Consider the following 14,493-nt stretch of genomic DNA (forward strand, 5'->3'; position numbering starts at 1 on the left):
ACTGACGCAGCCCCACTAGCCCGCATATGACCACGGAACCTCCCCAAAATAATGCCATTAAAATTTCCATAATTACGACTCCTTCCTTTTATCACTTCCGATCGTGTTATAACGAATGGTCTCTGATAAACCGGATTGCTTCAATTAAATTGTTATCTGAAAATACGCCTGATTGGTTAATCCTGTCTTTCACATCCGAAGGCTGGTTATGGCCCGGCAGGATTGTATTCAATACGCCGCCTAAGAATGGAAGGTAGCGGCCGTCCCGCTTTTTCGTTTTTCCCAGCTGCCGGATGAAAGGTTTCTTCAAAGAGCGCAGCATCGAATTTTTTTATAAACAGCAGCATGTGGAGCGGGTCGTGAATGTCAAGTCCCGCGTCGTCCAGGCAGTCCAGGATGTGATGGAACATCTCCCGGCCCTGCGCTTTCAAGGTATCGGCCATCTCATCGATTGACGTGAAGTCAATGACATCTTCCCATTGTTCAATATTCTCTTCCAGTCTCGATGCCATGCCTAAAACGTTTTTAATCGCATCCACTGTAGGAACATGTACCTTCTCCGTGATGGGAATGGGCATGATCATGTTCATCGCAGCCCGGATGATTCCACATCAGCAGCGAAATGCAGCCCACCTGATAGCTGCCTGCTATCAAAGCGCCAATCGCTGTCTCCCAGGTGTTTGGAACACCCAGCACCTGATCCCCTTGCATCACTTCCATACCCTCGATGTTTCCGAGGCGCAGGAAATCTTCTAACGTTTCATGTACATAGCTGGTGCTTTTTATATCATAGGCTCTGAGTTCTTTGGGTACGGCCACCTCCCGATGATGTTTGGGATTTCTTACTTTACAAAAGCTCCCTTTAAAACATAGGTCTTGAGTCTGCTGTATTCTTCCGGAGAATAGCCAACTCCCTCATTGCCAAGACCGCTTGCCTTGCATCCGCCGAAGGGCTGTTCGTTCATTCTGTAACAGCTGCATCCGTTTACGATAACGGCCGAGGATTCCATCTGATCCGCAATGCGAAATGCCCGGACCGTATCGCCCGCAAGGACGCCGCCGCTCAGGCCGTAGCTGGACTGATTGGCAATTTGAATCGCCTCTTCTTCTGTTTCATAGGTAATGATCGGCCATACCTGGGCGAAGATTTCCATATCCTTGGCAACATCCGCATCTTTGGAAACATGGTCGATGATGGTCGGTTCGATGAAGGCGCCTTCCCGCTTTCCGCCGCATACGATGGTTCCGCCCTGCTCTACAGTATGCTGAATTTGCGCTTCTACCTTGATCGCCGCCTTCTCGGTTACTAAGCAGATGGCTTTTGCATCAGGATCGAATTGGCTGCCCCGTGGAATTGCCAGCACTTTCTCTTTTAACTTTGCGACGAACTCATCATGCATACTCGTTGGAACCAGATAGCGCTTTGTGGCGCAGCAAACTTGCCCGTTGTTATAAAGTCTCCCTTCCAGGGCTTCCTGTACAGCCGTGTCCACGTCCGCGTCCTCGCAGATGATGAGAGCATCGTTTCCTCCCAGTTCCATAAAGGTTTTCTTCATAGAGTCGGCGGCCAGCTTAATCATCTCCACGCCCGTTTCTGTGCTTCCGGTGAGAGCGATGGCCGCCACATCAGGATGGGTCAGAAGCGCCTGGGTTGATACCGCTCTTTCACAGGCAGTAAAGGAAATAACATCTTCCGGAATTCCAACTTCGTGAGCGCAATCCACCAGCATTCTCACCGCCAAAGGATTGGAGGACGGAGCTTTTACGATTACCGTATTACCCATCGCCAGCGCAGGAGTTGTCTTCTGGAAGAACATTTCAATGGGATAGTTGAAGGGAATAATGGCGGCGACTACGCCCAGGGCCTCTCTTCTTGAAAATCCCAGGTCATATTCCCGGCCTGCTGTGGTTCCTGTGAATACATCTCCATATAGATGTTTTGCCCGTTCCACGTTGCCTCTGCCTATTTCTCCGCCGTCGAAACATTCGCCTTTAGCCGAGTTGATGGGCTTTGCCATTTCTGTGGCGCAGATACGGCCGATCTCATCGCTCTTTTCTTCGATTTTGTCAATCATGCTCATGACCAGCTTGGCCCGTTCAACAATGGGTGTTTTCTCCCAGGCCGGCTGGGCCGCTTTCGCTTTAGCAACTTTTTCTTTCAGTTCTTCAATTGTGTCCAGTTTAATCGATTCAACCAATTCTCCTGTATAAGGATTTGTTACGTCTAACATTTTGCTCATAATCATCTTTCCTTTCTTGTTGATCATTTATATTAATACGCTGCGTATTAATCCTTGTTATACCAGCTCCGCCAATTTGAGCGTATCGATCATAGGCAGGGGCGGCTGACAGAAGGTTTCTGTCTTTATGTCAATTACAACCGTCTCTGTTTTTACTGCTTCAAATGCCTCTTCCAGCACCGGCTTAATATCTTCAACGGTTCGGATGGTCAGGCCTTTCAGTCCGCAGGATTCGGCAATCTTAGCGTAGTCCACCGTATCGATCCAGACAGCGTTTGTCACTTCGCCGAATTTGAACTTTTCCGCGTAATACTGATAGCCCAGAATCTTATTATTGATCACTGCCGCGATCACATTGATGCCTTCCCGTTTGCAGGTTTCAAGCTCACTCCATGTATGGGCGAAGCCTCCGTCTCCTGACAGGCTGAATACCGGCTTTTCCGGGCTGGCCAATTTGCAGCCCATGGCCATTGGGAATCCCCAGCCCAGGCCCGCAAGACCTCTGGGGAAATAGAATTCTCTGTCCGCCTTGGCGGTTATATAGTTGGCATTCCAGATGGAGGAAAAGCTTGCGTCAGCAACGACCATACAGTCGTCCGCCACTTGCCTTTCCAGTTCAGCCATGAATCGTTCAATTCGAATGGGTGAAATTTGTGAACACATCACGTCCTTGATCTCTTCTTGATGCCTGGCTCTTCCATCCGCGATTTCAGCGGCTATTTCCGCTTTCTTGGCCTGCCGTTTGGCGGCATTTCCCTTTTTCATTTCATCGATGAGCGCCCTTAAGGTGAGCTTGGCATCACCCAGTAACCGAATCGCTTCATAGTTCCTGCCGATTTCCATGGGATCGATGTCAATGTGTATGTAGGTCGCATCCTCTGGCAGGAGGGTCCAGGTATCGGTGCCGTTCTGGTTGGTTCTGTTGCCCACCAGCAAAACGACATCGGACCTTTGGACCAAAGGTTTCATGAATTTGGTGGCGCTTCGGTGTCCCATGTAATATCCAATGACGCCTACAGAGAGGGGGTTGGTTTCGTCAACTGCCCCCTTGCCCATTGTCGTTGTTGCTACAGGAAGGCAAAAGGCATCCTGCAGTTCCCGAATTTCATCCACTGCTCTGGAGGAAAAAATGCCTCCGCCCGCATAAACCAGCGGATTTTCTGCATTGAGCAGCAGCTTGGCCGCTTCCTGGATCGCGCTTTGGGCCGGAACCATTCGATCCAGCGGATAGTGGCCTAAGGAAGCCTTTCTCGGTGAAACTACCGGCCTGGCCGTCTTATCGTTGAAAATATCCTGGGGACAGAGAAGCACGGCCGGTCCGGGTTTCCCCGACGCTGCTGCTGTAAAAGCCATGTCCACATAATCTTCAATTCGGTCCTGCGAGTAGATCTTTTTTATCCACTTCGCGCAGCCCTCGAACAATTTTTCATGATCCAATTCCTGAAAAGCGTTTTTTTCCGCATCGTGGAGCGGGACTTCCTGTACAATGGCTACCACCGGATGTCCGGCCTTGTAATCTTCACAAAGCCCCGGCACCAGCAGCGTGGCAGCCGGACCGTTCTGCGCCGCTACGCATGGGATTTTTCCTGATGCCATGGCGTATGCTTGAGCCATATAGGTGCCGGTATTTTCCTGTCTGAATCCGATTTGCCGGATCCCCAGCTCCATGGCGGCCAGCATGATCTTTGTGGGATTGCTTTGTCCAAAGATAAATTCAACGCCATTTCGTTTTAAAGCCCTTGCAAACCGTTCCGCATTTGTCAATTCTTTTGCTTGCATCTTCTGTGTCACTCCTTATGTAAAAATGTTTTTCCTTATGAACCCCCTTTTGAAGGCATTTACACCTTCTAATTGAGCAACTAATATGCCAACCCGCAAAAGGTTTTTTTCCAAAAACTCTGAAAACGTTTGTGGGCGTTGAAATTTAGACGTTAAATTTGGGTTGATTCTTTTTTATATTTGGTTTTTACGGCACTTCTTTTTGTTTTTAGGCTTGGTGTTGGGCCATTGGGTCTGTTTTAGGAAGTTTTAGGCTTTTCCAGAGAAAATAGGGTTCCCTGTGTAAAAAAGGAAACATATCCACAAAATGAAAAAACCTCTAAGCAAAATTTCTTCCATTGCTTAGAGGTTTTTATGGCACTGTTTTTTAATGCTCAGAACGCGTTAAAACCCTTTCCCGATCTCTTCCAATTCTTTCAGATACTTGTCTGCCAGGTCGCCTTTATGAAAAACGCCGTTGACATGGTAGCATCCCAGGTTGTTCCAGCCGCGATCCTTTGCGATCAGTTGGTGGGTATTGATGATGGCATCGTATTTATAATCATCCTTTCCCGCGCCGCATGTAATCAGGTAGGCTTCTTGGATGGGCTGAGGCCTTTTAGCTACCATCAGCGCATAATACTTGTCCAGTGCCGCTTTTATTTGCGCCGTATAGGTATACCAATACAGCGGCGTGACGATTACCAGCGACTCGGCCCATTCATAATAGGGCGCCAGCTCATTGAATACATCGTCATGGGAGCAGGCTTTGTTTTCGCCCAGTTGATAACAGGTTTCGCAAAAAATGCACCCCTTGATGTCTTTAAACCCCGCATCATACCGTACAACCTCATGGCCGGCCGCCTTTGCGCCTTTCACAAAAGCATCCGCCATAAGCTGGCTGTTTCCGCCATGTCTGGCCCCGCCTGTTAAAACTAAAATCTTTTTACTCATTTTCTTCGCTTCCTTTCTTTATGAAAAATAACAATTGATACCGCAACGATTCTAACTGCTGCCGTACCACGCAGACTCGTTTTTTCTCAGTTTTTTATAGCCTGCATGAAACGCAGCAAAGTGTAAAACAAAGGTCAATGCCCAAGATACCGGGTAAGACAGATACAGGACTACCAGGGTGTGCTGCACGCTGAACACGGTAAAAATCCACACAACCCGCAGCACGCAGGCGCCCAGCAGAGATATAATAAGCGGAACTGTAGAATAGCCAATTCCCCGCATGGCTCCCGATAAAACATCATTTAGACCGCAGAGGCAGTACAGCGGAAAAACGACCAAAATTCTGATTACGCCCGCGGCTATGACCGCCTCCTGCTGGGAATAGAATCCTAAAACCCCATGGCGAAAAACGATGGAGATCAGGGAGAGGCCAAATCCCGAGACAAAGGCACAAAGCAGGCAGACACCCAACACCCTTTTGATCCTTGCATACTTTTTTGCTCCATAGTTCTGGCTTACAAAGGTCCCCGACGCCTGATAAAAGCCGTACATGGCCTGGTATAAGAAGCCTTCCAGATTGATTACCGCCGTGTTCCCCGCTACAACGATGGAGCCGAAGGAGTTTACGGCATTTTGGACAATTACATTGGATATGGAAAAGGCCACCCCCTGCAGCCCAGCAGGTAATCCGACTTTTATGATTTCGAAGAATTTGGACTTGATGAAACGAATGTTCCGGATCTGCAGGTTTATTGCTGTCGGTTTGCGGCATAGATGAATGGTCATCAGGGCGGCCGCCAGGCCGTTGGATAGAACCGTTGCCAATGCGACGCCAGGGACATCGAGATGAAAAGTCAGCACAAAAAGCAGGTCAAGCACGATATTGGTGCCGCCTGCAAGAATTAAACAAGTGAGAGGGAACCTGGTATCGCCCTCTGCGTTCATAATAGCCCTGATAAAATTAAAAATCAGTGTGAATGGAAAACCCAGGGCACAGATCCTTAAATAAGTGACCGCATCATTTATAACAGTTTCCGGAGTACCCAGAAGCTCCAAAGAGACTCTGGCAACAGCCACTCCCATAATTGCCAAGAAGAACCCGCAAACCAAACAGATTGCCACGGAGCAATGTACGGTTTCTTCCACTTCTTCTTTATTTTGAGCGCCGTAATACCGGGCAGTCACAATGTTTGCGCCTATTGACAGCCCTACGAATAAATTGACGATTAAGTAAATGAATGAGATATTGGCGCCTACTGCCGCAAGCGCGTTTTCTCCCGCAAAATTCCCCACAATAACCATGTCTGCTGCGCTGAACAGTATCTGCATCAAATTCCCGATTATGATGGGTACAGCAAATAACAGCACATTCTTAAAGATGGGGCCGTTGCACATTTCGATTGTCGCTACATTTTTCTTTTTCAATGTCAGCACCTTAATGCGGCAAATGTCAGCTACAAATCGCTTATACAGTTTTGAATCGATTAAACTTTTTTTAGCTTAACAGGAACTTTGGAGTTTGTCAAATGCTGCGGATTTTTTATTGAGCCCAGCAAAGGCAGCACCAGCTTCACCAGCCATTTCCCCTGATGCTCGAGGCCGGCACCACCAGCTTGCCGGAAGCTTTAAGGGGGTCCTGTCAGGGAGCCGGGCCCTGCGGAAAATTTCTGCGAAAATTTAACCTTTTTACGCAAAGTTATGGGTTCGCGGAGCCTCATATTGAGAAAAGGCCCTCCCATCCGCTCCAGACCGCGTTTGAGGGGCCCCAATCGTTGAAAACTGCGTAAATTCCGCATTATATTTTTGCTTTTTTCACACTCCCCATTCCTTCTCAATCTCCTTTCAGCCAAAGCGAACGGAATGCCAAGCAGCGCCCTTGAAGCGCCAGCCTGCCACTCCTCAGCTCGGATCAAACGCATAACAAAAACCCGCAGCATCACACCTTGGCCACGTCATACATTTCCCGCAGCACCTCAGACCCGGCCGCAAAATAATCCATGATATTCCAATAGCTGACCCCCGCCAGACCATACTCAGATACAAGCGCCAGTTTGGCCTGCATGCTCCGCTCATCTTCAAACCACACCACATGATCGGCGCCGTTTTCATCCGTGTAATAATAATATGGGGATTGTGCCTGCTCATCAAAAAAGATCTCCACACCATAACGTTCTGCTCTGGCTATCGCCTCATCGTTGGAAATCTTTTCTGCTCTGGATTCTCCCTGAACAAAAGGAAGCGTCCAATCGTAACCGTAGTTGGGGATCCCCATTAATAATTGATCCGGCGGTACCTCACTGACCGCGTAATCGAGTACTCGGCGTACTTGGTTGAGTGGCGCAACTGCCATCGGCGGTCCGTATGTGTAGCCGCAACAATGTTATGAGTAACAGAATCAACTATTATAACAGTTTGGAAAGGAGTTACAAAAATGAAGAAGCAAAATTTAGTCGGAACGGAATTAACCTTTAAGGAATTGGATGATTTGATGTTAAGGAAAGGTTATGAAAGTGAGCTACAGTATATCGGCGATCTGAGTCGTGTAATCGAGAAAAAGTATATCGGATATACCCTTGACTTTGGGCTCACTATCGATATCTTGAAATTTAAAATTATCTCAGAAAACAAAAAAGACCCTGCGAACACGATAATACGCATCACGGGGTCTGAGCGGCTTAATTGCTAAATGTACACTATATTGACTCCCCTGTCTCACGGTCAATAAAATCAACCTGCAAATCTGTCCCTAGGGCGCTGGCAATTTTGCGTAAATCGTTTTCGCTAAAATTGTTGCGACTCAGCTTATTGCCAAGGTTTTGCCGTGTAGTCCCGATTGCCGCAGCTAAATCGGATTTATTCATTTTCTTGCGCTCCAGCAGGACTATGATTTTTTCGCTTGTTGTTAACATGGTTTTTACCTCCTCATACATCTTACATTATAAACGCAAAAGTGTCAAACGGTAAAAATATTTTGCAAAAGTTTAAAAATAGTGTACATTTTATGTTGACAAGTGACATTTTAAAGTGTACAATAGTATCAACAACAGAGATCAGGAGGAACAAAAAAATGAAATACAATAAATCAGAAATCATGAAAAACGCATGGAAAATGGTAAGAAAACTTAAATGCTCAATATCAAGAGCGCTCAAAGAGGCGTGGGCAGAAGCAAAGATTAAAGCAATGAAATTTGTAAAATTTGTAGACGGCATGGAAATAACAAGCCCAAACGGATTTACACGCATCCTGAACAGATGGACCAAATACGACAGAGATCGAGTTTACATTAACGGCGGCTCCAGAAAGGGTGACGGATACGTTGATCTGAATACAGGCAAGGCTCACCTAAATGGCACGCTTGTATATCAGGAGCAAATTGCTGAAATGATTCTGAATATGGATTTTGGGGCATAAGCCCCCGGAAGGGAGAGAGGAAAATGAAAACATTGAATTTTACGGACGACGAATTAATGACAATTTGGGGTATGGCTTTAGCCGACAAACATAACAGCTATGAAATGGCGCAGGATGCAAGAGAAAGAGGAGATCAGAAGCAAGAACAGATGTACTTAGCAGATGCAGAGCGTTACGAAAATATTGCAGATAAAATAGCTCGTGCAGGAGCATAGCACGGAGGCAGAAAGGAATAAACAATGAAAACATATATTGTATTTGATCAGAATCGTTGGAAAGAGGAGGAAGTAATCGAATACGTGACTACTGATTGAACGACGCACTAGAGACAATGGAGCATAATTACAGATATTATTCGCGGTACAAGGCATATTTAACCGTGTGGGAAAATGGAAAACAGATATCTACAGAGTCTGTTGTAAGTGTGTTAAAAAAAGGATATCAAAAAAACACACTGGAAATTGAAAATCTTGACCTTGAAGTTTTGGCAAATGAATCGTTAAATTATTTTGATTTTGAAACAGAAGTGGAAAATTATACAAAAACTTGCAATAACTACAAAGTTTTAAAATCTGATATTAATTGTGATTATACCAATATTTATGTTAGAGCTGGAAATGGCAAAAACAAACTCGTTATTTTTGAATTATGTGAGCAGGATTATGTAAAATTTTTGAGACGGCCTGAACATTTGAAAGAATTAATTGAAAAGAAAAAATACACAGTGTATGGTGCTGTATCGGAAAAAGTGTACAGATGCAACAACATCGTTTTAGTATAATATTTATATCAAAAAGACAAGACCAACTCAAAAGCGGCCTTGTCTTTTTGTGTTAAGCAATAACTTATAAATTTACTGCAATCCACGCTCCCCTAATGGGAAGCGACTAATTAAGTTGTTGCTCAAACGCTAGATAATTATAGACCTCAATCCACGCCCTGATGGTTGGGCGACAATCAGCATACAAACTATGGCTGTACACCTACGCGGTCATATAATTACTTAATCAACGTTTTTTATATTATATACTACAATTGTTATATTTGTCAAACCTCAAAACATACGGCACTTTTGTAATATTTTATTGTAATATATCTTGACAAAAGTAATATTTTACTGTATAATAGTATTATCAAATAAAGGAGGAACAAAGAAATGTTAGAAAAAATTTATGTATACGGAATCGATGAGGAAGTTATGGTTGATATGGGGCAGGAAACATTTATTGACGAGGCAACCGGCTGTGAAGTCTATATTGCCGAAGATGGCAGATGGATTACAGAAGATGACGCTATCGGCGAATGGGTACAAATTAAGGGATAATCGGAGGAAGGATATGAATAAAAGAATCAAAGGAAAATTGTACAATACAGAAAGCGCAAAGGAACTTGCCCGCATTGATAGCGGGCACTCCCCTTCCGACTTTGAATATTGGGAAGAAGTCTTGTATCTGACAAAGAGCGGCAATTTCTTTCTGTATGGCTGGGGCGGCGGAAATTCTCGATATGGTGAATGGCATGGAAACAGCGGTGGAGCCGGTGAAAAGATCATGCCGATGGAGCCAGAGGCGGCGATGGAATGGTCAGAAAATAACCTATCCGCCGATGAGGTCGAACAAATTTTCGGACGGCTGGAAGAGGATAAAGTCAAAATTACTGCCGATATCTCAGCATCAGCAAAAGAAAAGCTGGATACTCTGCGCAAGGAGACGGGGAAATCGATTGGAGAAATTATTGAGGACTTGTTAAATGCAAAGAAATGATTTGACTGGTCGAACTTTTGATTTGCTGTGTGTCGAAAAATACATCGGCGGAAACAGATATCTATGTCGGTGCGAATGTGGCAACACCTGTGAAGTATTTGCGGGAAATTTAAGAAGCGGCCACACAAAATCATGTGGCTGCCTAAAGCATACAAACGTCGCTGGCAGGCAATTCGGTAAATTGACCGTCCTGTCAGAAAAAACAAAAACCATTTCAGGCCGGAAAAGAACTTTCCTGATCTGTAGATGTGAATGTGATAATGTCATTGAGGTGCGTAAGGATTCTATCATTTCTGGACAGACAACATCTTGCGGATGTGTCAACAAAGACCGTGACATTCCGCAAAGGATGCTGGAAACGTTTGTTGACGGCTCTCAGCCGATCAAAATTGGTGCTATGACCGCATCCAACAAAAGCGGCATTGTCGGCGTGAACTGGGACAAATCAAGGCAAAAATGGCAAGCGTCAATCAGGTATAAGGGTAAAAAATATAACTTGGGTCGATACGACCGTTTAGAAGATGCAGCCAAAGTGAGAATGAAAGCCGAAGAGATTGTGAAAGAGCATATTAACAAAGGAATGACGGGCGACCCGTTGTTTCCTAAAAAATAGCCGCAGATGTTATTCCTGCGGCCTTTTGCTTCCCTCTCCCCGCTCTTACCTGAATAGAGGAAAGTCACTTTAATTATAGATGATCCTCTTTAAATATCAACACAAATGCAAGAATACGGGCATTTTACGCATTAAAAAAGCCCCAGAGGATCACTCCCCCGGGGCATAGGTATGGGCTATGAGCGTGACGCTTTTTCACGGGCATAGTCCTCAATTTTATGTTTGACATTTCTCTGATACTCGTAAGCCTCATCGAGTTCACCGTTCGCAGGCTTTCCGTCAAGGACGCAGCTGACAAGCTCTTTATTGACACAAAAGGACGCATTGATAGCCTCGAGAGTAAGCTGCTCCCGCTTGTCCCTATCCTCTTCCCTGCTCTGAGCCTTCTTCTGCCCGGACTTAATCGCATGTAGGGCCACTCCAGCAATTACCGTTGTAGCAAGGCTCAATAACATTGTTAAGGCTGTTTCCATCGACTTAAATCTCCCCTTCATGCTCCAGCGTGGCAATAACTTCTTTTTTGGCTCTGGCTTTCTTTGTCACGTCGTTGTCTTTCCACCATGCCCACAGGGTTGCCAGCGCCGCCAACGCCTCAGAGATCAGCTCTGTGGCTCCGTTTTCATCGATTGGTAGTGGGGACATGCCCTTATGTGCAAGTACCATATTCGCCCACAATACCACTGTTACGCCTGTCCGGATGATTAGGTTTCTTACTTCTTTGTTCATGTTCTCTTCTCCTCCTATTTCAGTAAAGATAAATGTGTTTTCAGTCCAGCGTATCCATCCACCTCAAGCCCTTTTAGTTTCTGATAAAGCTTCGTCTTTTTGGCGCAATCTGGACCAAATGAGCTATCAACGGTAACTCGCTCCGGTCGGCCCATTTCTTTAAATTTCTTGTTGAGCTGCTTCTGGTACCATTTCACGTGAGCGTTTTTGATCGGCTTCTTTTTCCTGTAATACAGATAGTGTTTCCCGATCTGCTTTTGCGTTGCTGGCCCACAGCTGCTATCCTCTTCGAGATTGCAGTCATAGGATTTATTCATCGCTTTCTGCAATGCTCTCGTATCCTTATTCACGATGTATTTTTTTGCAGCTGGCTTTGCTGGGGCAGGTTTTGGCGTGCTGCTGCCCGATCCACTGACCTTAACCGTCCCGCCAAACACTTCGCAGATACCCTCAGCAATCCCCAGTGCGATTTTTTTACTCCATGCAGGGTCAAGGATATACTTGATATCAACCTTGCTGTCCATAAAGCCGCACTCAATGAGACACGCTGGCATATCTGTATAGCGGATCACGTAAAAGTTTGCGGTCCTGGTCCCGTCCGCCCGGTTGCCTTTGAGGTTACCACGCTTAATTGCATGCTTATAGATAGCAGCCTGGGCCTTTTTGCTCTTACTCTGGCAGCCTTGAGATACATAGACCTCCGTACCTCCGCCAGAGCTGCCGCCAACGCCGCTGTTGTGATGCACCGATATGTAAAAGTCTGCACCCCAGGCATTTGCTTTTTGTACTCTCGCCGCAAGAGAGACGTCCGTACTGCCGTCCGGATCATCCATGCGCTTGATCGTGTGTCCGGCCGCTTTGAGGAGTCTCCCAAGCTCATCGGCCACCCGGTCATTTAGGACCCATTCTCTTGTCTCGTTCTTGTCCAATTTCTTCATGCAGCGTTTGCCCGGTGTATACCGTCCGTGCCCTGCATCAATTGCTATTTTTGCCATAATAATTCCTTTCCCCCTCTCTTCGAGGGTATAAAAATAGACCCCTTGAGGTCTGTTATAACTGATAGGTCGTGCATATCCGGTAGGTTTGCCCAACTGCCATATTGAGTGACGCATCCGCAGAGTATACCATTAATGAGCCGGTCGGTATTACCCATAAAATTGCAAGCTTGCAAACTGCTCCTTGAGCAACATATACTGTGCGGATCGTCGTTAGCTGTGGACGGTACTCCTCTGGGATAATGCCAATTTGGATACCACCACTACCATTAAGTGTGTGTGTTGTTTTTACTGTTGCCAAAAATGTTATATCCACCATGTTACCCGTCTTTGCAGCCTTTGCCGTATTAGGGGTCAGATAGCTGTTTATATTAGTAATTGCTGCCTCTGTTTGAGTTTGTTTTTCCAGCAGGGATTGCTGCAACTGATTAAACATTGCGATCATCTGATCTTGTGTATAACTCACGCCGCGCACCCCCTTTCGAGGGTTATTTCCACTTGCCGATTAAAACAGCGTCCCAAGTTACTAACAAGTCCGAAAAAGCATAGGACGAACTCATTTGCACATAGACTTTCCCGCCATTTATCGCAAACAGTGCCGCAGCATAATGATTGGCCGTTGCTGATCCGATCACTTTTATATCGTCTATAAACAGTCCTGTAGGGATATTTACCGCTCGATCTACTGCATACCAACATGCGCCTGATGTCCCGCCTAAAGCCATTGTTATCTTCTTCTCGCCGCCCCAGGCAATCGCCAAGCCGTTGGGTAGCTTGACATAATTCCAAATACCTTCTGTTTTGACCTCTAAGCCGCCAAATAGGGCTTGGAGTGCGTTGTTCGCATAATCGATTCCATTCATGCCACGCACCCCCTAATCTGGACAAGACACCTAAAAAATACTGCTTTTAAGCGCCCCCCCGACAAAATTTTGGACGGGATAGGCTCAATCCCAACAATTTTTCTGATCGACTGTGTATCCAACGTCATGTGCGAGCCGGACGGTAAATGTTGAATTGTGCCAGCGCCCTGAAAAGTCAGTGTTGTTCCAGATATTACAAGACTAATCGCTGCGCTTGTATGTTTATTAGGGCTTACGTTTGGCAACATATTTGCGCCAACGATCCTGCCATCAATTAGACAGCACCGAACAGGTGAAGTCGTTGTCCATAAATAGACATCAAACTCGTTGTATTTATCCACATCCGGCACGGTTATGCTACCGCTGCTCCACCCGGTGCCATTCTCCCACAATACTTTGTTTCGTGCCGCCATCAGTTTAAAGATATCTTTCAGCCCTTTATTTAACTTTTCTATTCCATTACTCATTCTCTTTCCTTTCCCACCCCTCCGAGCGGGAGAGGTGTCTTTATTTATACTTGCTATACTGTCAAATCAATGCCTGCGGCCTTTGCGGCTGCGATGGTTTCATCGGAGATGAGGTTTTCGAGGGATAATACAGCGCTGTCAGCAGTAGTCTGTGCCTTTGATATATTTGATCTCATCGTGTCCATGTTTGAGTCCATCACGGATTGATTTTTTTTGAGCTTGCCAAACAGCATTGCAAGCGTGTCGCCGGTCAGGATTTCCGATTTTGACGACGCTGGTGTAAAGGTAATTGCTTGAGCGGAGATATTTGCAATCGTCCCTGCTGGCCCCTGCGGACCAATATCCCCCTTGTCGCCTTTATCGCCCTTGTCGCCTTTGTCACCCTTTAGCCCTTTGATACATCCAACATACACCCATTTAGCCACGCTTGCAGCTCCCGCCACGGTGCAGCGATATACGTTGCCCGTACCTGTATTGAGATAGTAATCATCCAAGGCCGCCGCTGTCACGCCGCTGCCGCTAAAAATCGTAGCAGTCGTGGCCGTGCCAGTGATTTTAGTACCAGAGTACCAGACAGAGCCGTGTTCTCCTCTTGCTCCCTGCGGGCCTGTTGCGCCAGTTTGTCCAGTATTCCCCTTGTCACCTTTATCGCCCTTGGGGCCCTTGATGTTACCTATCAAAGTTTTTGCCATTCTGATCTCC

22 protein-coding genes are annotated in these 14,493 nt (G+C 46.1%); 7 read left to right on the forward strand and 15 right to left on the reverse strand.

Annotated features, from left to right (window positions below):
* Nucleotides 1–206: 206 nt before the first annotated feature.
* From NIA71_RS07975 to NIA71_RS08005, 7 genes are all read right to left on the reverse strand, one after another.
* On the reverse strand, nucleotides 207–590 hold the full coding sequence (locus tag NIA71_RS07975; protein WP_253020133.1) for a hypothetical protein: 384 nt from the start codon (nucleotides 588–590) through the stop codon (nucleotides 207–209).
* Nucleotides 526–720: a hypothetical protein gene (locus NIA71_RS07980; RefSeq protein ID WP_253020134.1), complete on the reverse strand. Its 195-nt coding sequence runs from the start codon at nucleotides 718–720 to the stop codon at nucleotides 526–528. Before NIA71_RS07980 ends, NIA71_RS07975 begins: the two co-directional genes overlap by 65 nt.
* 122 nt (nucleotides 721–842) lie before the next feature.
* Complete coding sequence (locus NIA71_RS07985) at nucleotides 843–2,240, reverse strand: aldehyde dehydrogenase family protein (RefSeq protein ID WP_253020135.1); 1,398 nt, start codon at nucleotides 2,238–2,240, stop codon at nucleotides 843–845.
* 57 nt (nucleotides 2,241–2,297) lie between these two features.
* A complete protein-coding gene (locus tag NIA71_RS07990) occupies nucleotides 2,298–4,019 on the reverse strand; it encodes an acetolactate synthase catalytic subunit (protein ID WP_253020136.1) in 1,722 nt (573 codons plus the stop codon).
* Nucleotides 4,020–4,403: 384 nt separating this feature from the next.
* Nucleotides 4,404–4,952 carry a flavodoxin family protein gene (locus NIA71_RS07995; RefSeq protein WP_148397191.1) on the reverse strand — a complete coding sequence of 183 codons (549 nt, stop codon included), beginning with the start codon at nucleotides 4,950–4,952 and terminating at the stop codon, nucleotides 4,404–4,406.
* A 51-nt stretch (nucleotides 4,953–5,003) separates the two neighbouring features.
* Nucleotides 5,004–6,377, reverse strand: coding sequence for an MATE family efflux transporter (locus NIA71_RS08000; RefSeq protein WP_253020137.1), 1,374 nt, complete (start codon nucleotides 6,375–6,377; stop codon nucleotides 5,004–5,006).
* 511 nt (nucleotides 6,378–6,888) lie between these two features.
* Nucleotides 6,889–7,302, reverse strand: coding sequence for a glycosyl hydrolase family 18 protein (locus tag NIA71_RS08005; protein ID WP_253020138.1), 414 nt, complete (start codon nucleotides 7,300–7,302; stop codon nucleotides 6,889–6,891).
* Nucleotides 7,303–7,383: 81 nt separating this feature from the next.
* Here NIA71_RS08005 and NIA71_RS08010 point away from each other — a divergent pair, with 81 nt between their 5' ends.
* Nucleotides 7,384–7,638 (forward strand): hypothetical protein, encoded by a 255-nt coding sequence (locus NIA71_RS08010; protein ID WP_253020139.1) that lies wholly within the window; start codon nucleotides 7,384–7,386, stop codon nucleotides 7,636–7,638.
* A 7-nt stretch (nucleotides 7,639–7,645) separates the two neighbouring features.
* Here the strand turns inward: NIA71_RS08010 and NIA71_RS08015 are convergent, their stop codons facing one another.
* Nucleotides 7,646–7,861 carry a helix-turn-helix domain-containing protein gene (locus NIA71_RS08015; protein ID WP_253020140.1) on the reverse strand — a complete coding sequence of 72 codons (216 nt, stop codon included), beginning with the start codon at nucleotides 7,859–7,861 and terminating at the stop codon, nucleotides 7,646–7,648.
* Nucleotides 7,862–8,019: 158 nt separating this feature from the next.
* Between NIA71_RS08015 and NIA71_RS08020 the strand changes: the two genes are divergently transcribed.
* The 6 genes from NIA71_RS08020 (at nucleotide 8,020) to NIA71_RS08045 (ending at nucleotide 10,740) form a co-directional block, all read left to right on the forward strand.
* Complete coding sequence (locus tag NIA71_RS08020; RefSeq protein WP_253020141.1) at nucleotides 8,020–8,364, forward strand: hypothetical protein; 345 nt, start codon at nucleotides 8,020–8,022, stop codon at nucleotides 8,362–8,364.
* 23 nt (nucleotides 8,365–8,387) lie between these two features.
* Nucleotides 8,388–8,579 carry a hypothetical protein gene (locus NIA71_RS08025; RefSeq protein WP_148399215.1) on the forward strand — a complete coding sequence of 64 codons (192 nt, stop codon included), beginning with the start codon at nucleotides 8,388–8,390 and terminating at the stop codon, nucleotides 8,577–8,579.
* A 116-nt stretch (nucleotides 8,580–8,695) separates the two neighbouring features.
* The gene (locus NIA71_RS08030; protein WP_253020142.1) at nucleotides 8,696–9,145 is read left to right on the forward strand and encodes a hypothetical protein; all 450 of its coding nucleotides are present in this window, start codon (nucleotides 8,696–8,698) and stop codon (nucleotides 9,143–9,145) included.
* Between the two features lie 375 nt (nucleotides 9,146–9,520).
* Nucleotides 9,521–9,688 carry a hypothetical protein gene (locus NIA71_RS08035; RefSeq protein ID WP_253020143.1) on the forward strand — a complete coding sequence of 56 codons (168 nt, stop codon included), beginning with the start codon at nucleotides 9,521–9,523 and terminating at the stop codon, nucleotides 9,686–9,688.
* A 13-nt stretch (nucleotides 9,689–9,701) separates the two neighbouring features.
* Nucleotides 9,702–10,127 (forward strand): ribbon-helix-helix protein, CopG family, encoded by a 426-nt coding sequence (locus tag NIA71_RS08040; protein WP_253020144.1) that lies wholly within the window; start codon nucleotides 9,702–9,704, stop codon nucleotides 10,125–10,127.
* Nucleotides 10,114–10,740: an AP2 domain-containing protein gene (locus tag NIA71_RS08045; RefSeq protein ID WP_148399212.1), complete on the forward strand. Its 627-nt coding sequence runs from the start codon at nucleotides 10,114–10,116 to the stop codon at nucleotides 10,738–10,740. Before NIA71_RS08040 ends, NIA71_RS08045 begins: the two co-directional genes overlap by 14 nt.
* 176 nt (nucleotides 10,741–10,916) lie before the next feature.
* On the opposite strand, the gene NIA71_RS08050 is transcribed toward NIA71_RS08045, so the two are convergent.
* From NIA71_RS08050 to NIA71_RS08080, 7 genes are read right to left on the reverse strand one after another with little or no spacing between them, the layout of a single operon-like run.
* Nucleotides 10,917–11,213, reverse strand: a complete 297-nt coding sequence (locus NIA71_RS08050) for a hypothetical protein (protein WP_148399211.1) — start codon at nucleotides 11,211–11,213, stop codon at nucleotides 10,917–10,919.
* A gap of 4 nt (nucleotides 11,214–11,217) precedes the next feature.
* Nucleotides 11,218–11,466, reverse strand: a complete 249-nt coding sequence (locus tag NIA71_RS08055; RefSeq protein WP_148399210.1) for a phage holin — start codon at nucleotides 11,464–11,466, stop codon at nucleotides 11,218–11,220.
* Nucleotides 11,467–11,480: 14 nt separating this feature from the next.
* Nucleotides 11,481–12,461: an N-acetylmuramoyl-L-alanine amidase gene (locus NIA71_RS08060; RefSeq protein WP_253020145.1), complete on the reverse strand. Its 981-nt coding sequence runs from the start codon at nucleotides 12,459–12,461 to the stop codon at nucleotides 11,481–11,483.
* 55 nt (nucleotides 12,462–12,516) lie between these two features.
* On the reverse strand, nucleotides 12,517–12,927 hold the full coding sequence (locus NIA71_RS08065; protein WP_253020146.1) for a hypothetical protein: 411 nt from the start codon (nucleotides 12,925–12,927) through the stop codon (nucleotides 12,517–12,519).
* A 22-nt stretch (nucleotides 12,928–12,949) separates the two neighbouring features.
* Nucleotides 12,950–13,324 (reverse strand): hypothetical protein, encoded by a 375-nt coding sequence (locus tag NIA71_RS08070; RefSeq protein ID WP_253019336.1) that lies wholly within the window; start codon nucleotides 13,322–13,324, stop codon nucleotides 12,950–12,952.
* The gene (locus tag NIA71_RS08075) at nucleotides 13,321–13,791 is read right to left on the reverse strand and encodes a hypothetical protein (RefSeq protein ID WP_253020147.1); all 471 of its coding nucleotides are present in this window, start codon (nucleotides 13,789–13,791) and stop codon (nucleotides 13,321–13,323) included. Before NIA71_RS08075 ends, NIA71_RS08070 begins: the two co-directional genes overlap by 4 nt.
* Before the next feature lie 53 nt (nucleotides 13,792–13,844).
* Nucleotides 13,845–14,483: a collagen-like triple helix repeat-containing protein gene (locus tag NIA71_RS08080; RefSeq protein WP_253020148.1), complete on the reverse strand. Its 639-nt coding sequence runs from the start codon at nucleotides 14,481–14,483 to the stop codon at nucleotides 13,845–13,847.
* Between the last annotated feature and the right edge of the window lie 10 nt (nucleotides 14,484–14,493).

This window comes from Ihubacter massiliensis (assembly GCF_024125305.1).
GTDB classification, from domain to species: domain Bacteria; phylum Bacillota; class Clostridia; order Peptostreptococcales; family Anaerovoracaceae; genus Hominibacterium; species Hominibacterium faecale.

Bases quoted from the DNA above. Each gene is read 5' to 3' on its own strand.
- NIA71_RS07990 (WP_253020136.1), bottom strand. From the start codon at position 4,019: ATGCAAGCAAAAGAATTGACAAATGCGGAACGGTTTGCAAGGGCTTTA.
- NIA71_RS08020 (WP_253020141.1), top strand. From the start codon at position 8,020: ATGAAATACAATAAATCAGAAATCATGAAAAACGCATGGAAAATGGTA.
- NIA71_RS08005 (WP_253020138.1), bottom strand. From the start codon at position 7,302: ATGGCAGTTGCGCCACTCAACCAAGTACGCCGAGTACTCGATTACGCG.
- NIA71_RS08025 (WP_148399215.1), top strand. From the start codon at position 8,388: ATGAAAACATTGAATTTTACGGACGACGAATTAATGACAATTTGGGGT.
- NIA71_RS08035 (WP_253020143.1), top strand. From the start codon at position 9,521: ATGTTAGAAAAAATTTATGTATACGGAATCGATGAGGAAGTTATGGTT.
- NIA71_RS07995 (WP_148397191.1), bottom strand. From the start codon at position 4,952: ATGAGTAAAAAGATTTTAGTTTTAACAGGCGGGGCCAGACATGGCGGA.
- NIA71_RS08060 (WP_253020145.1), bottom strand. From the start codon at position 12,461: ATGGCAAAAATAGCAATTGATGCAGGGCACGGACGGTATACACCGGGC.
- NIA71_RS07975 (WP_253020133.1), bottom strand. From the start codon at position 590: ATGAACATGATCATGCCCATTCCCATCACGGAGAAGGTACATGTTCCT.
- NIA71_RS08010 (WP_253020139.1), top strand. From the start codon at position 7,384: ATGAAGAAGCAAAATTTAGTCGGAACGGAATTAACCTTTAAGGAATTG.
- NIA71_RS08075 (WP_253020147.1), bottom strand. From the start codon at position 13,791: ATGAGTAATGGAATAGAAAAGTTAAATAAAGGGCTGAAAGATATCTTT.
- NIA71_RS08045 (WP_148399212.1), top strand. From the start codon at position 10,114: ATGCAAAGAAATGATTTGACTGGTCGAACTTTTGATTTGCTGTGTGTC.
- NIA71_RS08015 (WP_253020140.1), bottom strand. From the start codon at position 7,861: ATGTTAACAACAAGCGAAAAAATCATAGTCCTGCTGGAGCGCAAGAAA.
- NIA71_RS08040 (WP_253020144.1), top strand. From the start codon at position 9,702: ATGAATAAAAGAATCAAAGGAAAATTGTACAATACAGAAAGCGCAAAG.
- NIA71_RS07980 (WP_253020134.1), bottom strand. From the start codon at position 720: ATGGAAGTGATGCAAGGGGATCAGGTGCTGGGTGTTCCAAACACCTGG.
- NIA71_RS08055 (WP_148399210.1), bottom strand. From the start codon at position 11,466: ATGAACAAAGAAGTAAGAAACCTAATCATCCGGACAGGCGTAACAGTG.
- NIA71_RS08050 (WP_148399211.1), bottom strand. From the start codon at position 11,213: ATGGAAACAGCCTTAACAATGTTATTGAGCCTTGCTACAACGGTAATT.
- NIA71_RS07985 (WP_253020135.1), bottom strand. From the start codon at position 2,240: ATGAGCAAAATGTTAGACGTAACAAATCCTTATACAGGAGAATTGGTT.
- NIA71_RS08070 (WP_253019336.1), bottom strand. From the start codon at position 13,324: ATGAATGGAATCGATTATGCGAACAACGCACTCCAAGCCCTATTTGGC.
- NIA71_RS08030 (WP_253020142.1), top strand. From the start codon at position 8,696: ATGGAGCATAATTACAGATATTATTCGCGGTACAAGGCATATTTAACC.
- NIA71_RS08080 (WP_253020148.1), bottom strand. From the start codon at position 14,483: ATGGCAAAAACTTTGATAGGTAACATCAAGGGCCCCAAGGGCGATAAA.